The sequence below is a fragment of the Frondihabitans sp. GW821-FHT04F02 genome (assembly GCF_059420045.1).
Genome location: NZ_JBWKSZ010000001.1, coordinates 947,765 through 966,420 on the forward strand (window position 1 = coordinate 947,765; position 18,656 = coordinate 966,420).

The following is an 18,656-nucleotide window of genomic DNA, read 5'->3' on the forward strand; positions in this document are numbered from 1 at the left end:
ACCACCTGATCGAGACTCACCCTTCGAACGCCAAAGGACGGTAATGGCTTCCACGACCAGCTCCCCTGAACTCTTCGGGCCCGATCTCTCCGGGCGCCTCGCCTCCGGCCCGCTGCTCGAGGTCGAGGGCCTCAGCGTCCGCTACGGCGGTCCTGACGGCCACCTGGCCGTCAAGGACGTCGACTTCCACATCGGCCGCGGCGAGCGAGTCGCCCTGGTCGGCGAGTCCGGCTCGGGCAAGACCTCGCTGGGTCTCGCCACCGCTGGATTCTTGACGCAGCCCGGCGTCGTCGTCGAGACGAAGCGCATCGCCTTCGACGGGAAGCCGCTGCAGGTACTCGGGAAGCACCGTCTGCCCCGCCGCATCCCCGGCATCTCCATGGTCTTCCAGGACGCCATGACGTCGCTCGACCCGACGTGGCGCGTCGGCTCGCAGCTGCGCGCCGTGCTCCGCGCCAACGCGAGGCTCTCGAAGAGGGAGGCCACCGACCTGGCGCGCGAATGGCTTGTCCGCGTCGGCCTGACGGACACCGACCGGGTCATGCACGCGCGCCCGTACGAGCTGTCGGGCGGCATGCGCCAGCGCGTCATGCTCGCGATCGCGCTCTGCGGCAACCCGCGCCTCGTGATCGCCGACGAGCCCACCAGCGCGCTCGACGCCTCGGTGTCGCGCGCCACGATGGACCTCCTCGTCGAGCTCACCGACACCTTCGACACGTCGCTCCTGATCGTGAGCCACGACATCCACCTGTGCATGGAGTACTCGGACCGCACGATGGTGATGTACCACGGCGACATCGTCGAGCAGGGCCGGTCGGCCGACCTGGCGACCGGTGCCTCGCATCCGTACGCCGTCGCGCTGCTCGAGTGCATCCCGTCGCTCGAGAGCCGCCACCTGGCGCACCTGCCCACGCTCACGGACTTCCTGCCCGAGAACGCCGTCGAGGTCGCCGCGTGACCACCACCGCATCCTCCCCCGTGTCGCTCGTGCCCGCGCCCGGCGTCGTCGACACCGTCGTCTCGTTCGAGCGCGTCGCGAAGCAGTACGGACCCCGATCGCACCGCCACACGGCCGTCGCCGAGACCAGCGTGTCGTTCGACAACACGCGGCGCATCGGGATCGTGGGCGAGTCCGGCTCGGGCAAGTCGACGATGTCGCGCATGGTGGTGGGGCTCGAGACCCCCACGGCCGGTCGCGTGCTGTTCAGGACCGGCGACGCGTCGGCGCCCGAGCGCGACGTCGCCGACCTGCTGCAGCGCAGGAGCGACCGGGAGGAGTTCCGGCGCGCTGTGCAGTTCATCGGTCAGGACACGACGTCGTCGTTCGACCCGCGGCATCGGCTGATCGAGGCCGTCACCGACCCGTCGATGGTCTTGCATGGTCTCTCGCAGACCGCCGCCAAGGAGCGTGCCCTGGAGGCCCTCGACAGCCTCGGCCTGCCGCGGGCGCTTGCGGAGCGGTACCCCGGCGACGTGTCGGGCGGCCAGCGGCAGCGGTTCGCGATCGCGCGCGCCCTGGTGGTACGGCCGAGGATCCTGATCTGCGACGAGGTCGTCTCGGCGCTCGACGTCTCGGTGCAGGGGTCGATCCTGAACCTGCTGCGCGACTACTGCGACGCGAACTCGGCCGGCCTGGTGTTCGTGTCGCACGGGCTCCCGGCCACGGCGTTCGTCGCAACCGAGCTGATGGTCATGTACCTCGGCGAGGTGATCGAGCAGGGAACCACGGACGACGTCGTCGACCGCCCCCAGCACGAGTACACGCGGCGCCTGCTGAGGGCCTACCGCGGACCCGCGCCCGTGGCGGTGATGAGCTGATGGAGACGCTCCGCCGCCAGCGCTGGTGGATCCAGCGCGTCGTCGCCCTGCCGGTGTACCTGCTGGTGTTCACCGTCGCGACGTTCTTCCTGATCCGGACGATCCCGGGCGACCCGGTGCTCGCCGTGCTCGGCGACAGCTGGACGCCGACCGACTACACGCGGATGCAGCAGACCCTCGGGCTCGACGGCTCGCTGCTCACGCAGCTCGGCCGCTACCTGGCGAACCTGCTGCACTTCGACCTCGGCAACTCCATCGTGAGCGGCAAGTCGATCGCCGGCGACCTGTCGACCCGACTCCCCGCGACCTTCGAGCTCGCCATCCAGGCGCTGCTCGTCTCGATCGTGGTGAGCCTGGTCGCGTCGTACTTCGTGGTCATGAAGCCGGCCAACCCCCTCGCCCGCGTCATCAACGGCTACGCCCGCGCCGCCGGAGCGATCCCCGAGTACGTGCTCGCCGTCGCCGGCCTGTTCATCTTCTACTCGGTGCTGCACTGGGCGCCCGCGCCCCTCGGCCGCATGGACGTCGCAGTGCTCACCCCCGACACGATCACCGGGATGCCGGTGCTCGACGCGGTCATCCAGGGCAACTGGGCCGCCGTCGGGTCGCTCGTGTCGCACCTGGTGATCCCGATCACCGTCATGGCGCTCGGCCAGTCGGCACTCCTGATCAAGCTGCTGACGGCGAGCCTGGAGGAGGCCCTCGACGCCGCCCCCACCCGCTTTCGGATCGCTGCCGGGGCCGGGCGCGTCTCGGTGATGCTGTCGATCTTCCGCCGCGCGCTCCCCCCGGCGGTCACCATGTGCGGCACTCTCTTCGGCTACCTGCTCGGCGGCGCGATCATCATCGAGTCGCTCTTCGGGTTCGCCGGCCTCGGCGACTACGCGGTGGCCGCCGTCGGATCGAACGACTACACGGCGCTGCAGGGATTCCTGCTCGTGATCGCCGCCATGACGCTGATCCTCTTCCTGATCGTCGACATCGTGAACATGTTCATCGACCCCCGGCGTCGCCCGGGTGTCCGTACGGAGGACGCATGACCGCCACCATCGACGGCGAGGCGATCAAGACCATCGCCCGCTCCCGCCGACCGCGGCCCAACAGGGCCCGCAAACCCGGCCTCTGCGGCACCTGGCCCCGCCTGATCCCGTTCGCGGTGATCATCATCGTCGCCGTCTTCCTCGTCGGCGTCACCCCGTTCAGCCCGATCCGCGTCTCGGGCGCCGCCTCGCTCCCGCCCGGGCCGAAGCACTGGTTCGGCACCGACTCGGCCGGACTCGACGTCTTCTCGCGGACCATCGCGGCCACGCGGATCAACCTGCTCATCGCCCTGCTCGTCGCCGCCCTCGCGACCGCCGGAGGCATCGTGCTCGGCCTCGTCATCGGCATGAACGAGTCGGCTCGAGGCGCCCGCGGACGCATCGCCCAGGGCACCGCTCGGGTGATCGACCTCGTCGAGGCTGTGCCCGGGATCATCATCGGCCTCGTCGCCGTCGCCTTCTACGGGGCCAACGTCGTGACGCTGACCCTCGCGATGGCGTTCATCCTGTTTCCCCTGCAGTCGCGGCTCACCCGCACCGAGGTGCTCCGCGTGCGCTCGGAGGCCTACCTCGACGCGGCGCGCATGAAGGGGATGAGCGAGTTCGCGCTCACCGTGCGGCACGTCATGCCGAACGCGTCGTGGGCCGCGCTCGAGAACTCGTCGGTCATCTTCGCCGTCAGCATCATCCTCACCGCCGGGTTGGGCTTCATCGGCGTCGGCCTCCCGCCGCCCACGCCGGAGTGGGGCGCCATGCTGTCGCGCGGCGCGAGCGACGCGCTCGTCGGCAAGTGGTGGTCGGCGGCCTTCCCCGCGCTGGCGCTGGCCGTGACCGTCGCCGCCGTCAGCCTCGCCAGCGGCGCCGTCTTCGCCGCCCGCCGCCGCTAGCGCCGCCGCCGGCGGCCGCCGCCGCCCCCCGCCCGCCGCCCACCCGCCCGTGAGACTCCAGCGTTGGCCCCCGATTCGCACCTGCGAGGGGCCAACGCTGGAGTCTCGTCGCTCACCGACGCGGCAAGAGGCGGCCGAATCGATCGACGAGTTCCGTCGACGGCAGGTCGACCGAGGTCACCCGCACCACCCTCCAGTCCGCATCGGCGAATCGTTCGCGCCGCTGAATGTCCGTGCGGAAGGTCCGCGCGCTCGTCCGGTGGTGGTCCCCCTCGTACTCGATGGCGATTCGCAACGACGGATAGGCCAGATCGGGGCGACCGAGGTAGACGCCGTCGTCGGAGTACTGCTTCTCGTTGAGGGCGTCCGGCTCGCGCCAGCCGTTTCGCAGGATGAAGAGCCGCAGCTCGGTCTCCTTCGGAGACCAGACCTTGGGCCGGCACAACTCGAAGGCCTCCCTGAGCCGGACGGCACCTCGGCGTCCGGCCGCCTCACGTACCGCGGCGCCCAGGCGCTCGGCCTTGAGGTAGCGAGCAGGCCCGTACGGGGACCACTTCGAGAGGAGGGCATCCCCCATCGCGACGAGGTCATCGACGTCGAAGCTCTCGGCGCACTGGATCCACGCTCGCAGGGGCCTCACCACGGGAACGCCTCGGTGGATCGAAAGCGGTATGCCACGGCCTGAGTGGCCGACGACCCCGTCCCGTCGAGGCTCCCGGGAGGAGGCGACGGAGACCACATGCAGCTCGCTGTCGGGCCGGGAGCACCACGAGGGCAACGGCAGGCCCCACAGGCCGGCCGCGGTCGCGTGGCTGAACCCCTGGCCGGGAAGCAGCAGCGGCAGGAGCTCCCGACAGCGGCCGGCGAGGTCGGCGGGGAGTTCGCCCCGACTCCGCACTCCCGAGTGGGGAGTCCGAAGTGACGGTGCCCGGAGGCGCTTGCGCGACACTCCGAGGGCGATGGCGTCGGCGGTTCGAAAGTCGGGCGCGTCGAGCCCTTCCGGCAGTTCTGTCTCCATCCCGACACCCTCGCCGATGCGCTCGTTTCGCCGCTGCGGTTCTCCACAGCGGACGAGACTCCAGCGTTGGCCCGGAAACCGAGCGTCGGAGGGGCCAACGCTGGAGTCTCGATGGGCGGGGGGCGACGGCGGGGGGCGGCGGGGGGCGGCGGACGGCCAAGCAGCGGGGACGGGGGCGCTAGTTCGCGACGAAGCTGCGCAGCGCGGCGACGACGAGGTCGTGGTCGACGACGTCCTTCAGGCCCGAGGCCGTGATGGTGCCGACGACCTGCCCGCCGACCACGAGGGGGAATGCCCCGCCTGACACGGCGTAGGTGTCGTCGACGAGGAGCGGAGTTCCTGCGCCCTCGTCGTTCAGGCGGGTGAGGAGCGACGGCTGCGAGTCGCGGACGGCGACGGCCGCCTTGCGGCGCAGCCACGAGTCGGTATCGGGCGAGACGCCGCCCTGCGCGCTCTTGTAGACGACGTGGTCGCCGAGCACGACCTGGATGGCGAGCGCGTACCCGTTCTCGCGGACGAGCTCGGCGGCGAGCGACCCGAGGGTGTACGCATCGCTCTGGTCGAACGAGTCGAACCGCAGCTCGTCGAGCTGGGCCTGCACGTCGGAGGGGGTGAACTCAGGAAGGGTCTCGGTCGTCATGCGCCCAAGTCTGTCAGGCGATCCGGGCGCAGGAACTCGGGGTGCTCGCGATCCCCGGCGAGTAGCGTCGAGCGCATGCCCGCACTCACCGATACGTTCACCCTCTCCAACGACGTCGAGATCCCGAAGATCGGCTTCGGCACCTGGCAGATCCCCGACGGCCCCGACGCCTACGACTCGGTCGCCGCCGCGCTGAAGGCCGGCTACCGCCACATCGACACCGCCCGCGCCTACGGCAACGAGGCGAGCGTCGCCCGCGCTATCCGCGACAGCGGCATCCCGCGCGACGAGATCTTCGTCACCACGAAGCTGCCCGCCGAGATCAAGGACCACGACGAGGCCCTCGCCAGCTTCGAGACGACGATGTCGGCGCTCGAGATGGACTACGTCGACCTCTACCTGATCCACGCACCCTGGCCCTGGACCGACATGGGCAGCGACCACCGCACCGGAAACCAGGCCGTGTGGAAGGCCCTCGAGGGCATCCACGCCTCGGGTCGCGCGCGCTCGATCGGCATCTCGAACTTCACCGTCGACGACATCGAGTCGCTGATGGAGACCGCGACGGTCACGCCGCACGTCAACCAGATCCGCTGGTACGTCGGCTACACGCAGGACGAGACGACGGCCTACTGCCAGCAGAAGGGGATCCTCGTCGAGGGCTACTCGCCGCTCGCGACCGGCGGGATCCTCGACAGCGCCGACCTCGCGGGCATCGCCGCGAAGTACGGCAAGTCGGTGGCGCAGCTCTGCATCCGCTACCTGCTCGAGAAGGACGTGCTGCCGCTGCCGAAGACGACTAGCGCCGAGCGGGCGGCCGAGAACGCCGACGTCGACTTCGAGATCTCGGCCGACGACCTCGCCGCCCTCGACGCGCTGACCGACCCGACGGCCTGACCGACCGAACGGCCTGGCGGGCCCGCCGACCTGACGGGCCCGCCGGCCCGACTGCCGCCTACGACCCGGCGATCGCGGCGGTCACGCCGGCGACGTAGCGTTCCAGCTGATCGCCCGACGGGTCGTGCGTGGGGTTCACCTCGGTGAGGCTCAGCGCCCGCAGGTTCGGGGCCGACAGCAGGAACTGCACGACGTCGAGCGCACCCGCCAGCGTCTGCCCCGTGCCGTAGTGCGGGAAGTCGGCGAGCGGCAGGTCGGCGGAGTCCACCGCGTCGACGTCGAAGTGCACGACGAGCCCTTCGAACACGTCGAGGCGGGTGCGCGCCGAGCCGGCGGCCTCCATCGGCACCTCACGCAGGTGGTCGTCGCTGAAGTGGAGCACCTCGCGGTCGTCGGTGAGGACGTCGTCGTCGAACGAGTCGGGGTCGTCCTGGTTGTAGCCGAGCAGGACGATCTGGTCCTCTTCGAGCGGCGGCCACGACGGCCCCAGGCGGCCGAGCGGCGAGTCGACGATGCCGAGCAGGTGCGACACGACCGTCGAGTCGAGGATGCCGCTGCCACGCACGCCGGGCACGGAGAGGTCGGCGTCGCCGTCGACGTAGGCGACGCCCACCTCGGCCTGGACGCGCTGGACGCCGGCCACGACACCGAGGGTGACGGTGCAGTCGCCGCCGATCACGACGGGGATGCGGCCGTCGCGGACGATGCGCTCGACCTCGTCGGCGACCTGGCCCGCGACCTCGATCGCGGCGGCGATGTTGCGCGCGCCGCCGACGGGGTCGGGATCGGCCCGGAACACCGAGCCCGCCACGTCGCCCGCGTCGATCACATCGGCGCCGGCCTCGCGGAGCCGGTCGACGAAGCCGAAGTCGCGCAGGGCCTTCGGCCCGAGCTCCAGCCCCGCGTGGTGGGCCCCCGCGCTCGAAGGGACACCGAGGACTTCGTACGCTCGCGCTTCGCTCATGCCTCGAGCGTGCCATGTCGGCGACGGGTGTGCCCGATATGCACGGGGAGCGTGCAGTTCCTGCGCCCCCTAGAGCACCCGGGCGGCCTCCTCGATGGCGGCCGGGCGCCGCTGGATCTCGGCGATGCGGGCGATGTCGAACTTGCCGGAGCGATCGAACGCGTAGAGGCCGTTCTGCTCCTGGAACACGTCGGTGAGCTGCGTGTAGCAGTAGCCGAACATGTCGGCGTTGCCGAGCAGCGTCGTGACCAGCCCCTCGAAGCGCTCGTAGAACTCCTCGGCGGTGCGGACTCGCTCGCCGTACCCCCACGACGTCGTGCCCGACTGCGGGGCGGCGTCGGTCGCCGCGGCGGTCTCGGCGTTCCACCAGATGCCGCCGAACTCGCTGCAGAAGTAGGGCTGGCCGTTGTAGGGGACGCTCCACGGCTGAACGTCGTACTGCTGGAGGTCGCGGTCGTCCTCGGTGTTGAGGAAGGCCGTCTTCGAGCCCACGTCGAGCAGGCCCATCGTCTCGCGGAAGGTGGCCGGCACCTGGTCGTAGTTGTGGCTGTCGTAGATGTCGGTCTCGAACACGCGGTGCGAGTAGCCGGAGGTGTCGAGCACGGGACGCGTGGTGTCCATGGCCTTGATGGCGAGGAACATGCCGTGCATGACGTCGTCGAGCACGGTGATGCGGTCGGAGATGTGCTGGCGCGTCTCGTTGAGCGGGCACCAGCCGATGATCGCCGGGTGCGAGTAGTCGCGCTCGAGCGCCTCGAGCCACTGCGTCGTGTAGGTCGCGCCGGGCTGCTGGCGGTCGTCGCTCGGGCCGGTCGTCTTGCAGCCCCAGTCGCCGAACTCGCCCCACACGAGGTAGCCCATGCGGTCGGCGTGGTAGAGGAAGCGCTCCTCGAACACCTTCTGGTGCAGGCGCGCCCCGTTGAAGCCGGCCTCCATCGAGAGGCGGATGTCGTCGATCAGCGCCTGGTCGCTCGACGCCGTAAGGAGGCCGTCGGCGTAGAGGCCCTGGTCGAGCACGAGGCGCTGGAAGACGGTCTCGCCGTTGATCAGGACCGCCTGGCCGACGATCGAGACGCTGCGGAGTCCGGCGTAGCTGCCGATCGAGTCCACCACGTCGCCGTCGGCGCCGAGCAGCTCGATGCGCACGCCGTAGAGGAACGGGTCGCCGATCGACCACACGCGAACACGGTCGGCGGGGATCGGCACGGTGACGCGGGGCGACAGGGTGAGATCGGCTCGGGCGTCGTGCACCGTGACCTCGCCGTCGTCGTCGGACAGGACGACGCGCACGCGGCCGCCGGCGAGCCCCGTCGACAGCGGCACCTCGACGGTGAACGACTCGGAGCCGAGGTCGGGAGTGATGCGCGGTCGACCGATGGCGACCTGCGGCACCGGCTCGAGCCACACCGTCTGCCAGATGCCGGTGGTGCGGGTGTAGTCGGCGTCGTGGTTCCAGTACTCGGCCGACTGCTTGCCTCGGGCCTGCGGGGCGTCTTTGGAGTCGCGGGCCCGCACGGTGATGACGACCGTGTCGCCGGCCTTCGCGCCGGCACGGCTGGTGATGTCGGCCGTGAAGCTCGTGAAGCCGCCGCGGTGCCGCTCGACCTCGGCGCCGTCGACCCAGACCGTCGCGTCGTGGTCGACCGCGCCGAAGTGCAGGAGCACGCGGTCCCCGGCCCACTCCGCCGGGATATCCACCTCGCGGCGGTACCAGACGGCGTGGTGGAAGTCGTCGTCGCCGATCCCCGACAGGGGCGCCTCGGGCGCGAACGGCACAGTGATCTCGGAACGCAGGAACTGCGACGCGTCAGCGAGCCCGCGCTCGAACCCGGAGTCGCCCGGATCGAACTCGAACTGCCACTGGCCGTTGAGGTTCAGCCACCGCTCGCGCGTGAACTGGGGGCGGGGGTACTCCGGGCGCGGGATGGTCGCGGTCATGACGTCGTCCTCGAGGTCGTGGAACAGGTGATCCGCGTCCACGCTACAACGTTGTAATAGCCCGTCGCACCTTCCCTGCCCAGAAATTCAAGGAGAAATGTGCCTCGACCTTCGGCGGCATGCGGATCACTAGAGTGGGTCGGCGAAAATCTCCTTGAATTTCTGGAGACTGGCGGGCGGGGGCGGGGCGGGCGGGGGCGGGGCGCGGCGTCAGGCCGGGACGAACAGCGTGATCGTGTCGACGACGAGGGCCGGCCTGTCGGAGCCCTCGATCTCGACCGTGACCCGGTAGGCGAGCCGCACTCCCCCGGAGCCGGGCGTCACGCCGGTGATCTCGCCGACGGCCCGCACGCGCGACCCGACGACGACGGGCTGCACGAACCGCAGCCGGTCGGCGCCGTAGTTGATGGCGGCCGAGACGCCGTCGACCCGCAGCAGCCCGTCGGCGAACGCGGGCAGCAGCGACAGCGTGAGGTACCCATGGGCGATCGTCGCGCCGAACGGGCCGTCGGCCGCGCGCGCCTGATCTACGTGGATCCACTGCTGGTCGCCGGTCGCGTCGGCGAACGCCTGGATCCGCGCCTGGTCGATCGCGATCCACTCCGACGGACCGAGCTCGGCACCCTCCGACCCCGCCAGATCGGCGGGTGCGGCGAAGACCGCGGCGCTCACGAGAGCGGCCCTCCCGCCACGTACAGCACCTGTCCCGACACGTAGCCGGCCTCCTCGGAGCAGAAGTAGGCGGCGGCCGCGGCGACGTCGTCGGGCTGGCCGACGCGGCGCACGGCGATCTGCTTCGCGGCCTCGGTCAGGAAGGTCTCGAGCGGCACCTTCATGCGCTCCGCGGTCTGCGCGATCATCGCCGTCTCGATGAACCCCGGTGCGATGGCGTTCACCGTGACGCCGAACGGGCCGAGCTCGATCGCGAGCGTCTTGGTGAACCCCTGCATCCCGGCCTTGGCCGCCGAGTAGTTCGCCTGCCCGCGGTTGCCGAGCGCCGACGACGACGACAGGTTCACGATGCGGCCCCAGCCCTGGTCGACCTGGTGCTTCTGCACCGCCCGGCTCATCAGGAAGGCCCCGCGGAGGTGCACGCCGAGCACGGCGTCCCAGTCGTCGACGCTCATCTTGAAGAGCAGGTTGTCACGCAGGATCCCGGCGTTGTTGACGAGCACGGTCGGCGCCCCGAGCTCGGCCTCCACGCGGCCCACCGCGCCCGCCACCGACTCCTCATCCGAGACGTCCGCTGCCACGCCGACGGCACGGCCCCCGGCCGCCGTGATCTCCGCCGCGGCGGCGTCGGCGTCCTCCTGCCTCAGGTCGACGAGAGCGACGGCCATGCCGTCGCGGGCGAGGCGGCGGCCGACCGCGGCGCCGATGCCGCGGCCTCCCCCGGTGACGATGGCGATGCGCTGCTCGGGGTCGGTGCGCTGGTCGGTCATGGTGTTCCTCTCTGAAGTGCGGAAGTACTGAAGTGCGGAAGTACTGAAGTGCGGAGGTACTGAAGTGCGGAGGTACTGAAGTGCCGGAGTCCGGACGTGCCGGAGTCCGGAGGCTCTGCGGCGCCCGTCAGGGCGACGGGAAGACGATCAGCTGACGGAGCGCCTCGCCGTCGGCCAGCGAGTCCATCGCCTCGTTCAGGCCCGAGAGCGGGATGGTCGACGACACGAGCTTCTCGACGGGGAGGAGGCCCTTGCGCCACAGGTCGACGTAGACGGGGATGTCGCGCGACGGGACCGACGAGCCCAGGTAGCTGCCGACGACGGTGCGCGCCTCGGCCGTGAGCGTGAGCGGGGCGATCGTCGAGCGCGCACCGGGCCTGGGCAGCCCGACGGTGACAGTGGTTCCGCCGGGCGCGGTGAGAGCGAACGCCGTCTCGAACGCGGCGGGGTGGCCCGCCGCCTCGATGACGACGGGAGCCCGGAGCCCCAGGGCGACGGCGTCGTCCGGCGACGCGACCTGCGCGGCGCCGAGGGCCGTCGCGAGTTCCAGCTTCGCAGGGACGGCGTCGATGCCGATGACCCGGTGCCCGGTCGCCTTCGCCACGAGGACGGCCGCCATCCCGACGCCGCCGAGGCCCACGACGACGACGTCCGCCCCGGGGTCGGGGCGCCCGGCGTTCAGGACCGCGCCACCGCCGGTGAGGACCGCGCAGCCGAGAAGGGCTGCGACCTCGGGCGGGACGTCCGGATCGACGCGGACCACCGAGGTCTCGCTCACGACCGCATGGGTGGCGAAGGCGGACACGCCGAGGTGATGGTGCACGGACACGCCGTCGCGGGTCAGCCGCGAACCACCGCCGACCAGCACGCCGTCGCCGTTGGCGCGGCTGCCGACGATGCACGGCAGGCGTCCGTCTGTCTGACAGGCCTGACACCTGCCGCACCGCGGCAGGAACGTCATGACGACGCGATCACCGGGCGCCACGTCGGTGACACCGGCGCCGACGACCTCGACGATGCCGGCGGCCTCGTGGCCGAGCAGCATCGGCACCGGTCGCACCCGGGCGCCGTCGACCACCGAGAGGTCGCTGTGGCAGACGCCCGCCGCCTCGATCCGCACCAGCATCTCGCCGGCCCCGGGCGGGTCGAGCTCGAGCGTCGAGAGCGTGAGCGGGCGCGACCCGGCGAAGGGCCGGGCCGCATCGGTCCGCTCGAGCACGACGCCGTCGATCCTCACCGCGAGCTCCAGGCCGGACGACCGCTCACGAGATCCGCTCGATCACCATCGCCATGCCCTGGCCGCCGCCGACGCACATGGTCTCGAGGCCGAAGGTGGCGTCGCGGGTGCGGAGGCCGTTGAGCAGAGTCCCGGTGATGCGGGCGCCGGTCATGCCGAAGGGGTGGCCGACGGCGATCGATCCGCCGTGCACGTTCAGCCGCTCGACGTCGACGCCGAGTTCGCGCGCCGACGGGATCACCTGGGCGGCGAACGCCTCGTTGATCTCGACGAGGTCCATGTCGCCGATCGACATGCCGGCGCGAGCCAGCGCCTGGCGCGATGCCTCCACCGGGCCGAGCCCCATGATCTCGGGGCTGAGACCGGTGACCCCGGTCGAGATGATCCGGGCCAGCGGCGTGATGCCGAGCTCGGCGGCGCGGGTGTCGCTCATGACCACGAGCGCCGCGGCCCCGTCGTTGAGCGGGCAGGCGTTTCCGGCCGTGACCGTGCCGTCCTCGCGGAAGACCGGCTTGAGGCCGGCCAGCGTCTCGGGCGTGACGCCCGGGCGCGGCCCGTCGTCCACGGTCATGACCGTGCCGTCGGCGAGCGGGTAGGGGGTGATCTCGCGCGCCCAGAATTCGTCGACGATGGCCTGCTCGGCCCGGTTCTGGCTCAGGGCGGCGAACTCGTCCTGCTCGCGACGGCTGATCCCGAGCATCCCGGCGACGTTCTCGGCGGTCTCGCCCATTGAGATGTACGGGTCGGGCAGGGCGCCGCGGAGGCGCGGATCGACCCAGTCGCCGCCGTCGGCGGGGGCGTGGAACTCGGGGAAGCGCGGGTTGCGGAGGTCGACCCCGGGGATGTAGTCGCTCGAGCCGCGGGCCGCGCCCGACACGCTCTCGACGCCGGCCGAGATGAACACGTCGCCCTCGCCGGCCTTGATCGCGTGGAACGCCATGCGCGTGGACTGGAGGCTCGACGAGCAGTACCGGTTGACGGTCGTGCCGGGCAGGTGGTCGTAGCCGAGCGCCACGGCGACGATGCGGGCGATGTTCATGCCCTGCTCGCCGCCGGGCATGCCGCACCCCATCACGAGGTCGTCGATGGCGGCCGGGTCGAGTTCCGGCACCTTCGAGAGCACGTCGCGCACGATGAACGCCGCGAGATCGTCGGCGCGCTCGCGGCGGAGCGAGCCCTTCATGGCGCGGCCGATGGGCGTGCGGGAGACCGCGACGATGACTGCCTCGGTCATGAGACGAACGCGCTCGTGCCGGTGATGGCGCGGCCGACGATGAGGGAGTTCATCTCGCGGGTGCCCTCGAACGAGTAGATGGCCTCGGCGTCGGCGAAGCGGCGGGCCACCCCGTAGTCGAGGACGATGCCGTTGCCGCCCATGACCTCGCGGCACCAGGCGACCGTCTCGCGCATCCGCGACGTCGCGAACGACTTGGCCATCGACGCGTGCGCGTCGGTCTGGCGGTCGTGGTCGAGGAGGTCGGAGGTCTGCATGCAGAGGGCGATGGAGGCCGAGATGTTGCTCAGGCAGCGCGAGAGCAGGTCTTGAACGAGCTGGAACGACGACAGCTTCTTGCCGAACTGCTCGCGCTGCTTCACGTAGGCGACGGCCGCCTCGTAGGCGCCGATCGCGTTGCCGATGGCCTGCCAGGCGACGTCGGCGCGGGTGAGGAGGAGCACCTTGGCGGTGTCGCGGAAGGAGTCGCCGCGCTGCAGCCGCCGCTCCTCGGGCACGATGACGTCGACCATCTCGATGTCGGCGTTCTGCACGATGCGGAGGCTCTGCTTGCGCTCGATCTTGGTCGCGGTGAAGCCGGCGGTGTCGGTCGTGACGAGGAAGCCCTTGACCTGGCCGTCGGCGGTGTCGCGGGCCCAGATCACGACGACGTCGGCGAAGGTGGCGTTGCCGATCCAGCGCTTCTGGCCGTTCAGGGTCCAGCTGTCGCCGTGGCGGGTCGCCGTGGTGCGGAGGCCGCCGGCCGAGTCGGAGCCGGACAGCGGCTCGGTGAGGCCGAAGGCGCCGATGGTCTCGCCGGTCGCCATCTTCGGCAGCCACTCGGCGCGCTGCTGAGGGCTGCCCGCGACGCCGATCGAGCCCATGGCGAGACCCGAGGTGACGCCGATGAAGGTCGACACGCTCGCGTCGATCCGGCCGGACTCGAGCGCCGCCCAGCCGCGGAACTTCGCGCTGTTCTCGAACTGGCGCGACTCCTCCCAGATCGGGCCGTAGGCGCCGAGATCGGCCAGGGGCTTGATGACCTGGTGCGGAAACTCGGCCCGCTCCCAGAAGTCGTCGGCGATCGGGGCCACCTCGGTCTCGAGATAGTGGCGCAGCTCGTGGATGTTCTCGTTCTCGCGAGCGGTGAGGGCGTCCTGGGCGAAGTAGAAGTCGCTCGACAGGTAGGCGGTTTCAGGTGTTGTGAGGGTCACTGGTCAGCTCCGTTGCGTGGTGTGTGACTACCGGTTGCCTCCATCATGCATCGTTTTCGAAAATGTTGCACGGACTCCCTGTGAATGCCTAGAGTGCTCTCATGTCGACGCAGACCGCAGCCCCCGCCGCCGTGCCGGCGTCGTGGGCGGGCAGCGTCGCGATCCGCGTGCCGTCCGAGCTCTCGGCCCGCCTGGCCGCCGGCACCCACTCCGACACGGTGCGCGCGTTCGTCCTTGCGCGCCGGACGTTCCTCGCCGGCGAGCGGGTCGACATGAACGTTCTGGCCGCCGGCCTCGGCGTCGACCGCACGTCGCTGTTCCGCTGGCTGGGCAACCGCGACGCCCTTCTGAGCGAGGTGCTGTGGTCGCTCGCCGAGCCGACGCTGACCCGCATCGAGAGGTCGACCGACGCCGTCGGGGCGGCACGCCTGACCCGCGTGCTGGGCGACTTCGTCGCCGCCCTGATCGAGGCGTCGTCCTTTCAGGGGTTCCTGACGCGCGAGCCCGCTCGGGCGCTGCGGGTCCTGACGACGAAGGAGAGCCAGGTGCAGCGCCGCTACCTGGCCTTCGTCGAGGCTCTGCTCGAGGCCGAGGTCGCCCGCGGCGCGATCCGGTTCTCACTCCCGATCCACGACCTCGCGTACCTGCTCGTGCGGATCTCGGAGTCGTTCACGTACGCCGACCTGATCACGGGCGAGAAGCCCAGCGCCGAGCGGGCCCGCGCGGCGTTCGAATACGTTCTGAGGGACTCATGATCGATGGAACCCGCCCCTACCGCCTCGCCGTGGCGACCCGCTGGAACGACAACGACGTCTACGGCCACCTGAACAACACCGTGTACTACCAGGCGATGGACACCGCGATCAACACCTGGATGATCACGGTGGCGGGGCTCGATCCGCTGCACGGGCCCGCGCTCGGGTTCTGCGTCGCGTCGTCGTGCGAGTTCCAGGCGTCCGCGGGGTTTCCGGACGAGATCGCGGTCGAGCTCTCGATCGCGAGGCTCGGCACGACGAGCGTGACCTGGGCACCCAGGATCCTGCGCGACCGCGACGACACGCAGCTCGCCGTCGGCACCTTCACCACCGTGTTCGTCGACCGGGAGACGACGCGACCCGTGCCGATCCCGACGGGGATCCGGCTCGCCATCGAGAGCGAGTTCGCCGTCCCCGCCGCCTGACCTCATCACACCCGCATCACCGAACGAAGGACGAACAATGACGTTCACCACCGCCCCCGCGACCACCGCCTCTGATGGCACCGCGGAGCTGCTCGACGGCCCCGGCCTCGGCACCCTGTCGATCGCCGCGATCCTCGCCGAGAGCGCCCGTCGCCACCACGACCGGCCGGCCCTGCTCTTCTCGGGCGGCACCACGACCTACGGCGAGCTCTGGGACCAGACGCGTGCCTACGCCGGGGCCCTCCGCGCGCGCGGCATCGGCCCGGGCGACCGCGTCGCCCTGATCGTGCCGAACGTGCCCGACTTCTGCCGCGCCTACTACGCCGTGCTCGCGCTGGGCGCGATCGTCGTGCCGGTGCACCTGCTGTTCAAATCGGAGGAGATCGAGTACGTGCTGCGCGACTCGGGCGCCCTGCTCGCGATCGTCGCGGCGCCCCAGCTCGGCGAGGCGCTTCCCGCTGCGGCAGCCGCCGGCGTCCCCGTGGTGTCGGTGCTCCTCCCGGCCGACGCGCCGACGCCCGTTCCGGTAGCGCGGCTCGAGGTCGAGGCCGCCGCGGCCACGCCCATCGAGCGCTACGAGTCGGTCAATCCCCTCGCGGCGGCGACGATCCTCTACACGTCGGGCACGACCGGCCACCCCAAGGGCGCCGTCGGCTCGCACCTGGCGATGATCGAGCAGGTCAGCGCCGAGCTGATCGACTGCACCGACATGGCCAAGGAGGACGTCGTGTTCGGCGGCCTCCCGTTCTTCCACGCCTTCGGCCAGACGTCGGTGCTCAACACCGTGTTCCGGCGCGGCGCCGCGATCGTGCTGCTGCCGAAGTTCGACCCGGCCGCCGCGCTCACCCTGATGGCGGCGACGAGGACGACGATCTTCACGGCCGTGCCGACCATGTACATCGGCCTGCTCGCCGCCGCGGCAGCCGCGCCCGACGAGCCGCGCCCGCCGCTCCGCTACGCGGTGTCGGGCGGCTCGGCGCTGCCGGTGGCCGTGCTCGAGCGGTTCCAGGAGACGTTCGGCGCGCCCGTGCAGGAGGGCTACGGCCTCACCGAGACGAGCCCCGTGGCGACGGTGAACGACCTGGACGACCCGCGCGCAGGAACGATCGGCAAGCCCATCTGGGGCGTCGACGTCGAGATCGTGAAGCCCGATGTGGACGACCACGTCGAGTTCCTGCCCCGGGGCGAGATGGGCGAGATCGTCATCCGCGGGCACAACCTGATGAAGGGCTATCTGGGCAACCCCGAGGCGACCGACCAGGCGATGGTCGACGGCTGGTTCCACACCGGCGACCTGGGGTCGAAAGACGAGGACGACGTGGTGACGATCGTCGACCGCAAGAAGGACATGATCGTGCGCAACGGCTACAACGTGTACCCGAGCGAGGTCGAGGACTGCCTGATGCGCCACCCCGGCGTGATGAACGCGGCGGTCTTCGGCGAGCCCGACGACGTGCACGGCCAGGAGGTGCACGCGGCAGTCGTCGCGCGGCCCGGCGAGGCGATCGACTGCGACGACGTCATCGCCTTCGTCAAGGAGCACCTGGCGGCGTACAAGTTCCCGCGCGTGGTGCACGTGGTCGAGTCGCTGCCGCTCGGGGCCAGCGGGAAGGTGCTGAAGCGGGAGCTCGTCACGCTGTTTTCGTGAGCGGTGCCGTCGCGGCACCCCGCCGATTCGGCACAGGCCCGCCGTCGCGAAGGCGGGAGCGTGCCGATATGGCGGGGGCGGCCGAAGCGCGAATAGGCTCGGAGCATGACCGATACACCCTCGTCCAGCCCCCGCCGCGCCCTCGTCCTCGGAGGGGGTGGCATCGCCGGCATCGCGTGGCACCTCGGCGTCCTGACCGAGCTGCTCGCGGTCGACGTCGACGTCGACCACGCCGACCTCGTCGTCGGCACCAGCGCCGGCTCGGTGGCGGGGAGCATCCTGCGATTCGGCATGGCGCCGGCCGTCTTCGCCGCCCAGGCCGCCGCCGGCTCGGCCGTCACGACTCCCCCGGAGGGCGTCGACGCGCCCGGAGCCGACATGAGCGACTTCGGGCAGCAGGTGATGGACGTCGTGGCGGGTGCGACCAGCCAGCAGGAGGCCCGCGCCAAGCTCGGCCAGGCCGCGATCGCCTTCGCCCGGGGCGCCGAGTCGCCGCTGCTCGCTCAGCTCGGCAGTCAGTTCCCCGACGCGTTCGGCTGGCCGCCCGCGCCGCTCAGGGTGTGCGTGGTCCGTGCCGACACCGGCGAGTTCGAGGTGCTCGACTCGTCGAGCGGCGTGCCGCTCTCCCGAGCCGTGGCCGCCAGCTGCTCCGTGCCGCTCGTCTTCCCGCCTGTCGAGATCGGCGGCCACCCGTACGTCGACGGCGGTGCCCGCTCGGCGACCAACGCCGACGTCGCAGACGGCTTCGACCGGGTGCTCGTGCTCTCGTGCGGCACCGAAGACCCGGCCAACCCGCTCGGGCCCCAGCTCGACGAGGCCGTCGCCGGGCTGCGCGCGGCCGGCGCCGACGTGATGGTCATCACCGCCGACGAGGCCAGCCTCAAGGCCTTCGGCGGCAACTCTCTCGACGACTCGTCGCGCATCCCGTCAGCGCTCGCCGGCCGCACGCAGGCCGCGGGCATCGCCGGCGAGGTCGCCACCTTCTGGTCGTGAGCCGCGAGGGCGAGGCGGCGCAGGAACTCGCCGTCCTCCTCCGCGCCACGGTCGACCGACTGACCGCCGCCGGCGCCCGCGACGAGGCGCTCGGCGCCGTCAAGGAGCCGCGCGGCTTCGGCCCGTTCAAGTCGAGCCCGGCGATCGCCCCGATCGGCCGAGCCTGGCGCCTCGGGATTCTTCTGCTCGGCGCCGACGCGTCGCTGTTCTCGGTCGGCCGGATCACCCGCGCCACCGACACCGGCCGCCCGCAGGGGCTGTCGCTCGGCGTCGAGCAGCGCCGCGCCGAGCGGATCGCGGCGATGCGCGGCCACTTCGCCGACGGCGAGGTCGTCAACTTCGACTACGAGCCCGTCGACACCGGCGCAGCCGCCCTGGCCGACGGCCGCGGCACCCTGCTGCTCGGCGCCGACGGGACCGTGCGCCTGCGGTGGAACTCCGCCGGCGACACCCGTGCGCTCGCCGCCTACCTCGACGAGCAGGTCGCGCTGCTGCTCGACGGCGTCTGGCCCGCCGACGACTGAGCG

Annotated in this window: 19 protein-coding genes; 10 read left to right on the forward strand and 9 right to left on the reverse strand. The window is 71.3% G+C overall.

Annotated elements, in window-relative coordinates:
- Positions 1–43: 43 nt before the first annotated feature.
- The 4 genes from AC07TY_RS04455 to AC07TY_RS04470 are packed head-to-tail and all read left to right on the forward strand — an operon-like array spanning position 44 to position 3,745.
- The gene (locus AC07TY_RS04455) at positions 44–958 is read left to right on the forward strand and encodes an ABC transporter ATP-binding protein (protein WP_494784439.1); all 915 of its coding nucleotides are present in this window, start codon (positions 44–46) and stop codon (positions 956–958) included.
- The gene (locus AC07TY_RS04460; RefSeq protein WP_488626088.1) at positions 955–1,818 is read left to right on the forward strand and encodes an ABC transporter ATP-binding protein; all 864 of its coding nucleotides are present in this window, start codon (positions 955–957) and stop codon (positions 1,816–1,818) included. The genes AC07TY_RS04455 and AC07TY_RS04460 overlap by 4 nt, the downstream gene beginning before the upstream one ends.
- Positions 1,818–2,858, forward strand: a complete 1,041-nt coding sequence (locus AC07TY_RS04465) for an ABC transporter permease (RefSeq protein ID WP_494784440.1) — start codon at positions 1,818–1,820, stop codon at positions 2,856–2,858. Before AC07TY_RS04460 ends, AC07TY_RS04465 begins: the two co-directional genes overlap by 1 nt.
- Positions 2,855–3,745, forward strand: a complete 891-nt coding sequence (locus tag AC07TY_RS04470) for an ABC transporter permease (RefSeq protein ID WP_494784441.1) — start codon at positions 2,855–2,857, stop codon at positions 3,743–3,745. Before AC07TY_RS04465 ends, AC07TY_RS04470 begins: the two co-directional genes overlap by 4 nt.
- A 112-nt stretch (positions 3,746–3,857) precedes the next feature.
- On the opposite strand, the gene AC07TY_RS04475 is transcribed toward AC07TY_RS04470, so the two are convergent.
- Both AC07TY_RS04475 and AC07TY_RS04480 read right to left on the reverse strand, forming a co-directional pair.
- Positions 3,858–4,484 carry a putative endonuclease domain-containing protein gene (locus AC07TY_RS04475; protein WP_494784442.1) on the reverse strand — a complete coding sequence of 209 codons (627 nt, stop codon included), beginning with the start codon at positions 4,482–4,484 and terminating at the stop codon, positions 3,858–3,860.
- 457 nt (positions 4,485–4,941) lie between these two features.
- Positions 4,942–5,403, reverse strand: coding sequence for a heme-binding protein (locus tag AC07TY_RS04480; protein ID WP_123504370.1), 462 nt, complete (start codon positions 5,401–5,403; stop codon positions 4,942–4,944).
- Between the two features lie 75 nt (positions 5,404–5,478).
- On the opposite strand from AC07TY_RS04480, the gene AC07TY_RS04485 reads away from it, so the two are divergent.
- Positions 5,479–6,300: an aldo/keto reductase family protein gene (locus AC07TY_RS04485; RefSeq protein WP_494784443.1), complete on the forward strand. Its 822-nt coding sequence runs from the start codon at positions 5,479–5,481 to the stop codon at positions 6,298–6,300.
- A gap of 58 nt (positions 6,301–6,358) precedes the next feature.
- Here the strand turns inward: AC07TY_RS04485 and AC07TY_RS04490 are convergent, their stop codons facing one another.
- The 7 genes from AC07TY_RS04490 to AC07TY_RS04520 form a co-directional block, all read right to left on the reverse strand.
- The gene (locus tag AC07TY_RS04490; RefSeq protein ID WP_488626083.1) at positions 6,359–7,264 is read right to left on the reverse strand and encodes an arginase family protein; all 906 of its coding nucleotides are present in this window, start codon (positions 7,262–7,264) and stop codon (positions 6,359–6,361) included.
- 69 nt (positions 7,265–7,333) lie between these two features.
- Positions 7,334–9,202 carry a glycoside hydrolase family 2 protein gene (locus AC07TY_RS04495; RefSeq protein ID WP_494784557.1) on the reverse strand — a complete coding sequence of 623 codons (1,869 nt, stop codon included), beginning with the start codon at positions 9,200–9,202 and terminating at the stop codon, positions 7,334–7,336.
- Positions 9,203–9,412: 210 nt separating this feature from the next.
- On the reverse strand, positions 9,413–9,874 hold the full coding sequence (locus AC07TY_RS04500; protein WP_494784444.1) for a MaoC family dehydratase: 462 nt from the start codon (positions 9,872–9,874) through the stop codon (positions 9,413–9,415).
- The gene (gene fabG, locus AC07TY_RS04505) at positions 9,871–10,644 is read right to left on the reverse strand and encodes a 3-oxoacyl-ACP reductase FabG (protein WP_123504366.1); all 774 of its coding nucleotides are present in this window, start codon (positions 10,642–10,644) and stop codon (positions 9,871–9,873) included. The genes AC07TY_RS04500 and fabG overlap by 4 nt, the downstream gene beginning before the upstream one ends.
- A 127-nt stretch (positions 10,645–10,771) precedes the next feature.
- On the reverse strand, positions 10,772–11,881 hold the full coding sequence (locus AC07TY_RS04510) for an alcohol dehydrogenase catalytic domain-containing protein (protein WP_488626081.1): 1,110 nt from the start codon (positions 11,879–11,881) through the stop codon (positions 10,772–10,774).
- Positions 11,882–11,906: 25 nt separating this feature from the next.
- On the reverse strand, positions 11,907–13,115 hold the full coding sequence (locus AC07TY_RS04515; protein WP_494784445.1) for an acetyl-CoA C-acetyltransferase: 1,209 nt from the start codon (positions 13,113–13,115) through the stop codon (positions 11,907–11,909).
- Entirely contained in the window at positions 13,112–14,308 is a 1,197-nt protein-coding gene (locus AC07TY_RS04520) for an acyl-CoA dehydrogenase family protein (protein ID WP_488626079.1), read from the reverse strand. Before AC07TY_RS04520 ends, AC07TY_RS04515 begins: the two co-directional genes overlap by 4 nt.
- A 101-nt stretch (positions 14,309–14,409) precedes the next feature.
- Here AC07TY_RS04520 and AC07TY_RS04525 point away from each other — a divergent pair, with 101 nt between their 5' ends.
- The 5 genes from AC07TY_RS04525 to AC07TY_RS04545 all read left to right on the forward strand — a co-directional run bounded on the left by AC07TY_RS04525 (position 14,410) and on the right by AC07TY_RS04545 (position 18,653).
- Entirely contained in the window at positions 14,410–15,063 is a 654-nt protein-coding gene (locus AC07TY_RS04525; RefSeq protein ID WP_488626078.1) for a QsdR family transcriptional regulator, read from the forward strand.
- Positions 15,060–15,488: an acyl-CoA thioesterase gene (locus AC07TY_RS04530; protein WP_488626077.1), complete on the forward strand. Its 429-nt coding sequence runs from the start codon at positions 15,060–15,062 to the stop codon at positions 15,486–15,488. Before AC07TY_RS04525 ends, AC07TY_RS04530 begins: the two co-directional genes overlap by 4 nt.
- A gap of 37 nt (positions 15,489–15,525) precedes the next feature.
- Positions 15,526–17,136 (forward strand): long-chain-fatty-acid--CoA ligase, encoded by a 1,611-nt coding sequence (locus AC07TY_RS04535; RefSeq protein WP_494784446.1) that lies wholly within the window; start codon positions 15,526–15,528, stop codon positions 17,134–17,136.
- Between the two features lie 105 nt (positions 17,137–17,241).
- On the forward strand, positions 17,242–18,129 hold the full coding sequence (locus AC07TY_RS04540; RefSeq protein WP_494784447.1) for a patatin-like phospholipase family protein: 888 nt from the start codon (positions 17,242–17,244) through the stop codon (positions 18,127–18,129).
- On the forward strand, positions 18,126–18,653 hold the full coding sequence (locus AC07TY_RS04545; RefSeq protein WP_494784448.1) for a hypothetical protein: 528 nt from the start codon (positions 18,126–18,128) through the stop codon (positions 18,651–18,653). Before AC07TY_RS04540 ends, AC07TY_RS04545 begins: the two co-directional genes overlap by 4 nt.
- Positions 18,654–18,656 lie beyond the last annotated feature (3 nt).

What these genes read in the sequence shown, in the direction of transcription:
- AC07TY_RS04455 (WP_494784439.1), top strand. Translation starts at nt 44, where the DNA reads ATGGCTTCCACGACCAGCTCCCCTGAACTCTTCGGGCCCGATCTCTCC.
- AC07TY_RS04465 (WP_494784440.1), top strand. Translation starts at nt 1,818, where the DNA reads ATGGAGACGCTCCGCCGCCAGCGCTGGTGGATCCAGCGCGTCGTCGCC.
- AC07TY_RS04470 (WP_494784441.1), top strand. Translation starts at nt 2,855, where the DNA reads ATGACCGCCACCATCGACGGCGAGGCGATCAAGACCATCGCCCGCTCC.
- AC07TY_RS04480 (WP_123504370.1), bottom strand. Translation starts at nt 5,403, where the DNA reads ATGACGACCGAGACCCTTCCTGAGTTCACCCCCTCCGACGTGCAGGCC.
- AC07TY_RS04485 (WP_494784443.1), top strand. Translation starts at nt 5,479, where the DNA reads ATGCCCGCACTCACCGATACGTTCACCCTCTCCAACGACGTCGAGATC.
- AC07TY_RS04490 (WP_488626083.1), bottom strand. Translation starts at nt 7,264, where the DNA reads ATGAGCGAAGCGCGAGCGTACGAAGTCCTCGGTGTCCCTTCGAGCGCG.
- AC07TY_RS04495 (WP_494784557.1), bottom strand. Translation starts at nt 9,202, where the DNA reads ATGACCGCGACCATCCCGCGCCCGGAGTACCCCCGCCCCCAGTTCACG.
- fabG (WP_123504366.1), bottom strand. Translation starts at nt 10,644, where the DNA reads ATGACCGACCAGCGCACCGACCCCGAGCAGCGCATCGCCATCGTCACC.
- AC07TY_RS04515 (WP_494784445.1), bottom strand. Translation starts at nt 13,115, where the DNA reads ATGACCGAGGCAGTCATCGTCGCGGTCTCCCGCACGCCCATCGGCCGC.
- AC07TY_RS04525 (WP_488626078.1), top strand. Translation starts at nt 14,410, where the DNA reads ATGTCGACGCAGACCGCAGCCCCCGCCGCCGTGCCGGCGTCGTGGGCG.
- AC07TY_RS04530 (WP_488626077.1), top strand. Translation starts at nt 15,060, where the DNA reads ATGATCGATGGAACCCGCCCCTACCGCCTCGCCGTGGCGACCCGCTGG.
- AC07TY_RS04535 (WP_494784446.1), top strand. Translation starts at nt 15,526, where the DNA reads ATGACGTTCACCACCGCCCCCGCGACCACCGCCTCTGATGGCACCGCG.
- AC07TY_RS04540 (WP_494784447.1), top strand. Translation starts at nt 17,242, where the DNA reads ATGACCGATACACCCTCGTCCAGCCCCCGCCGCGCCCTCGTCCTCGGA.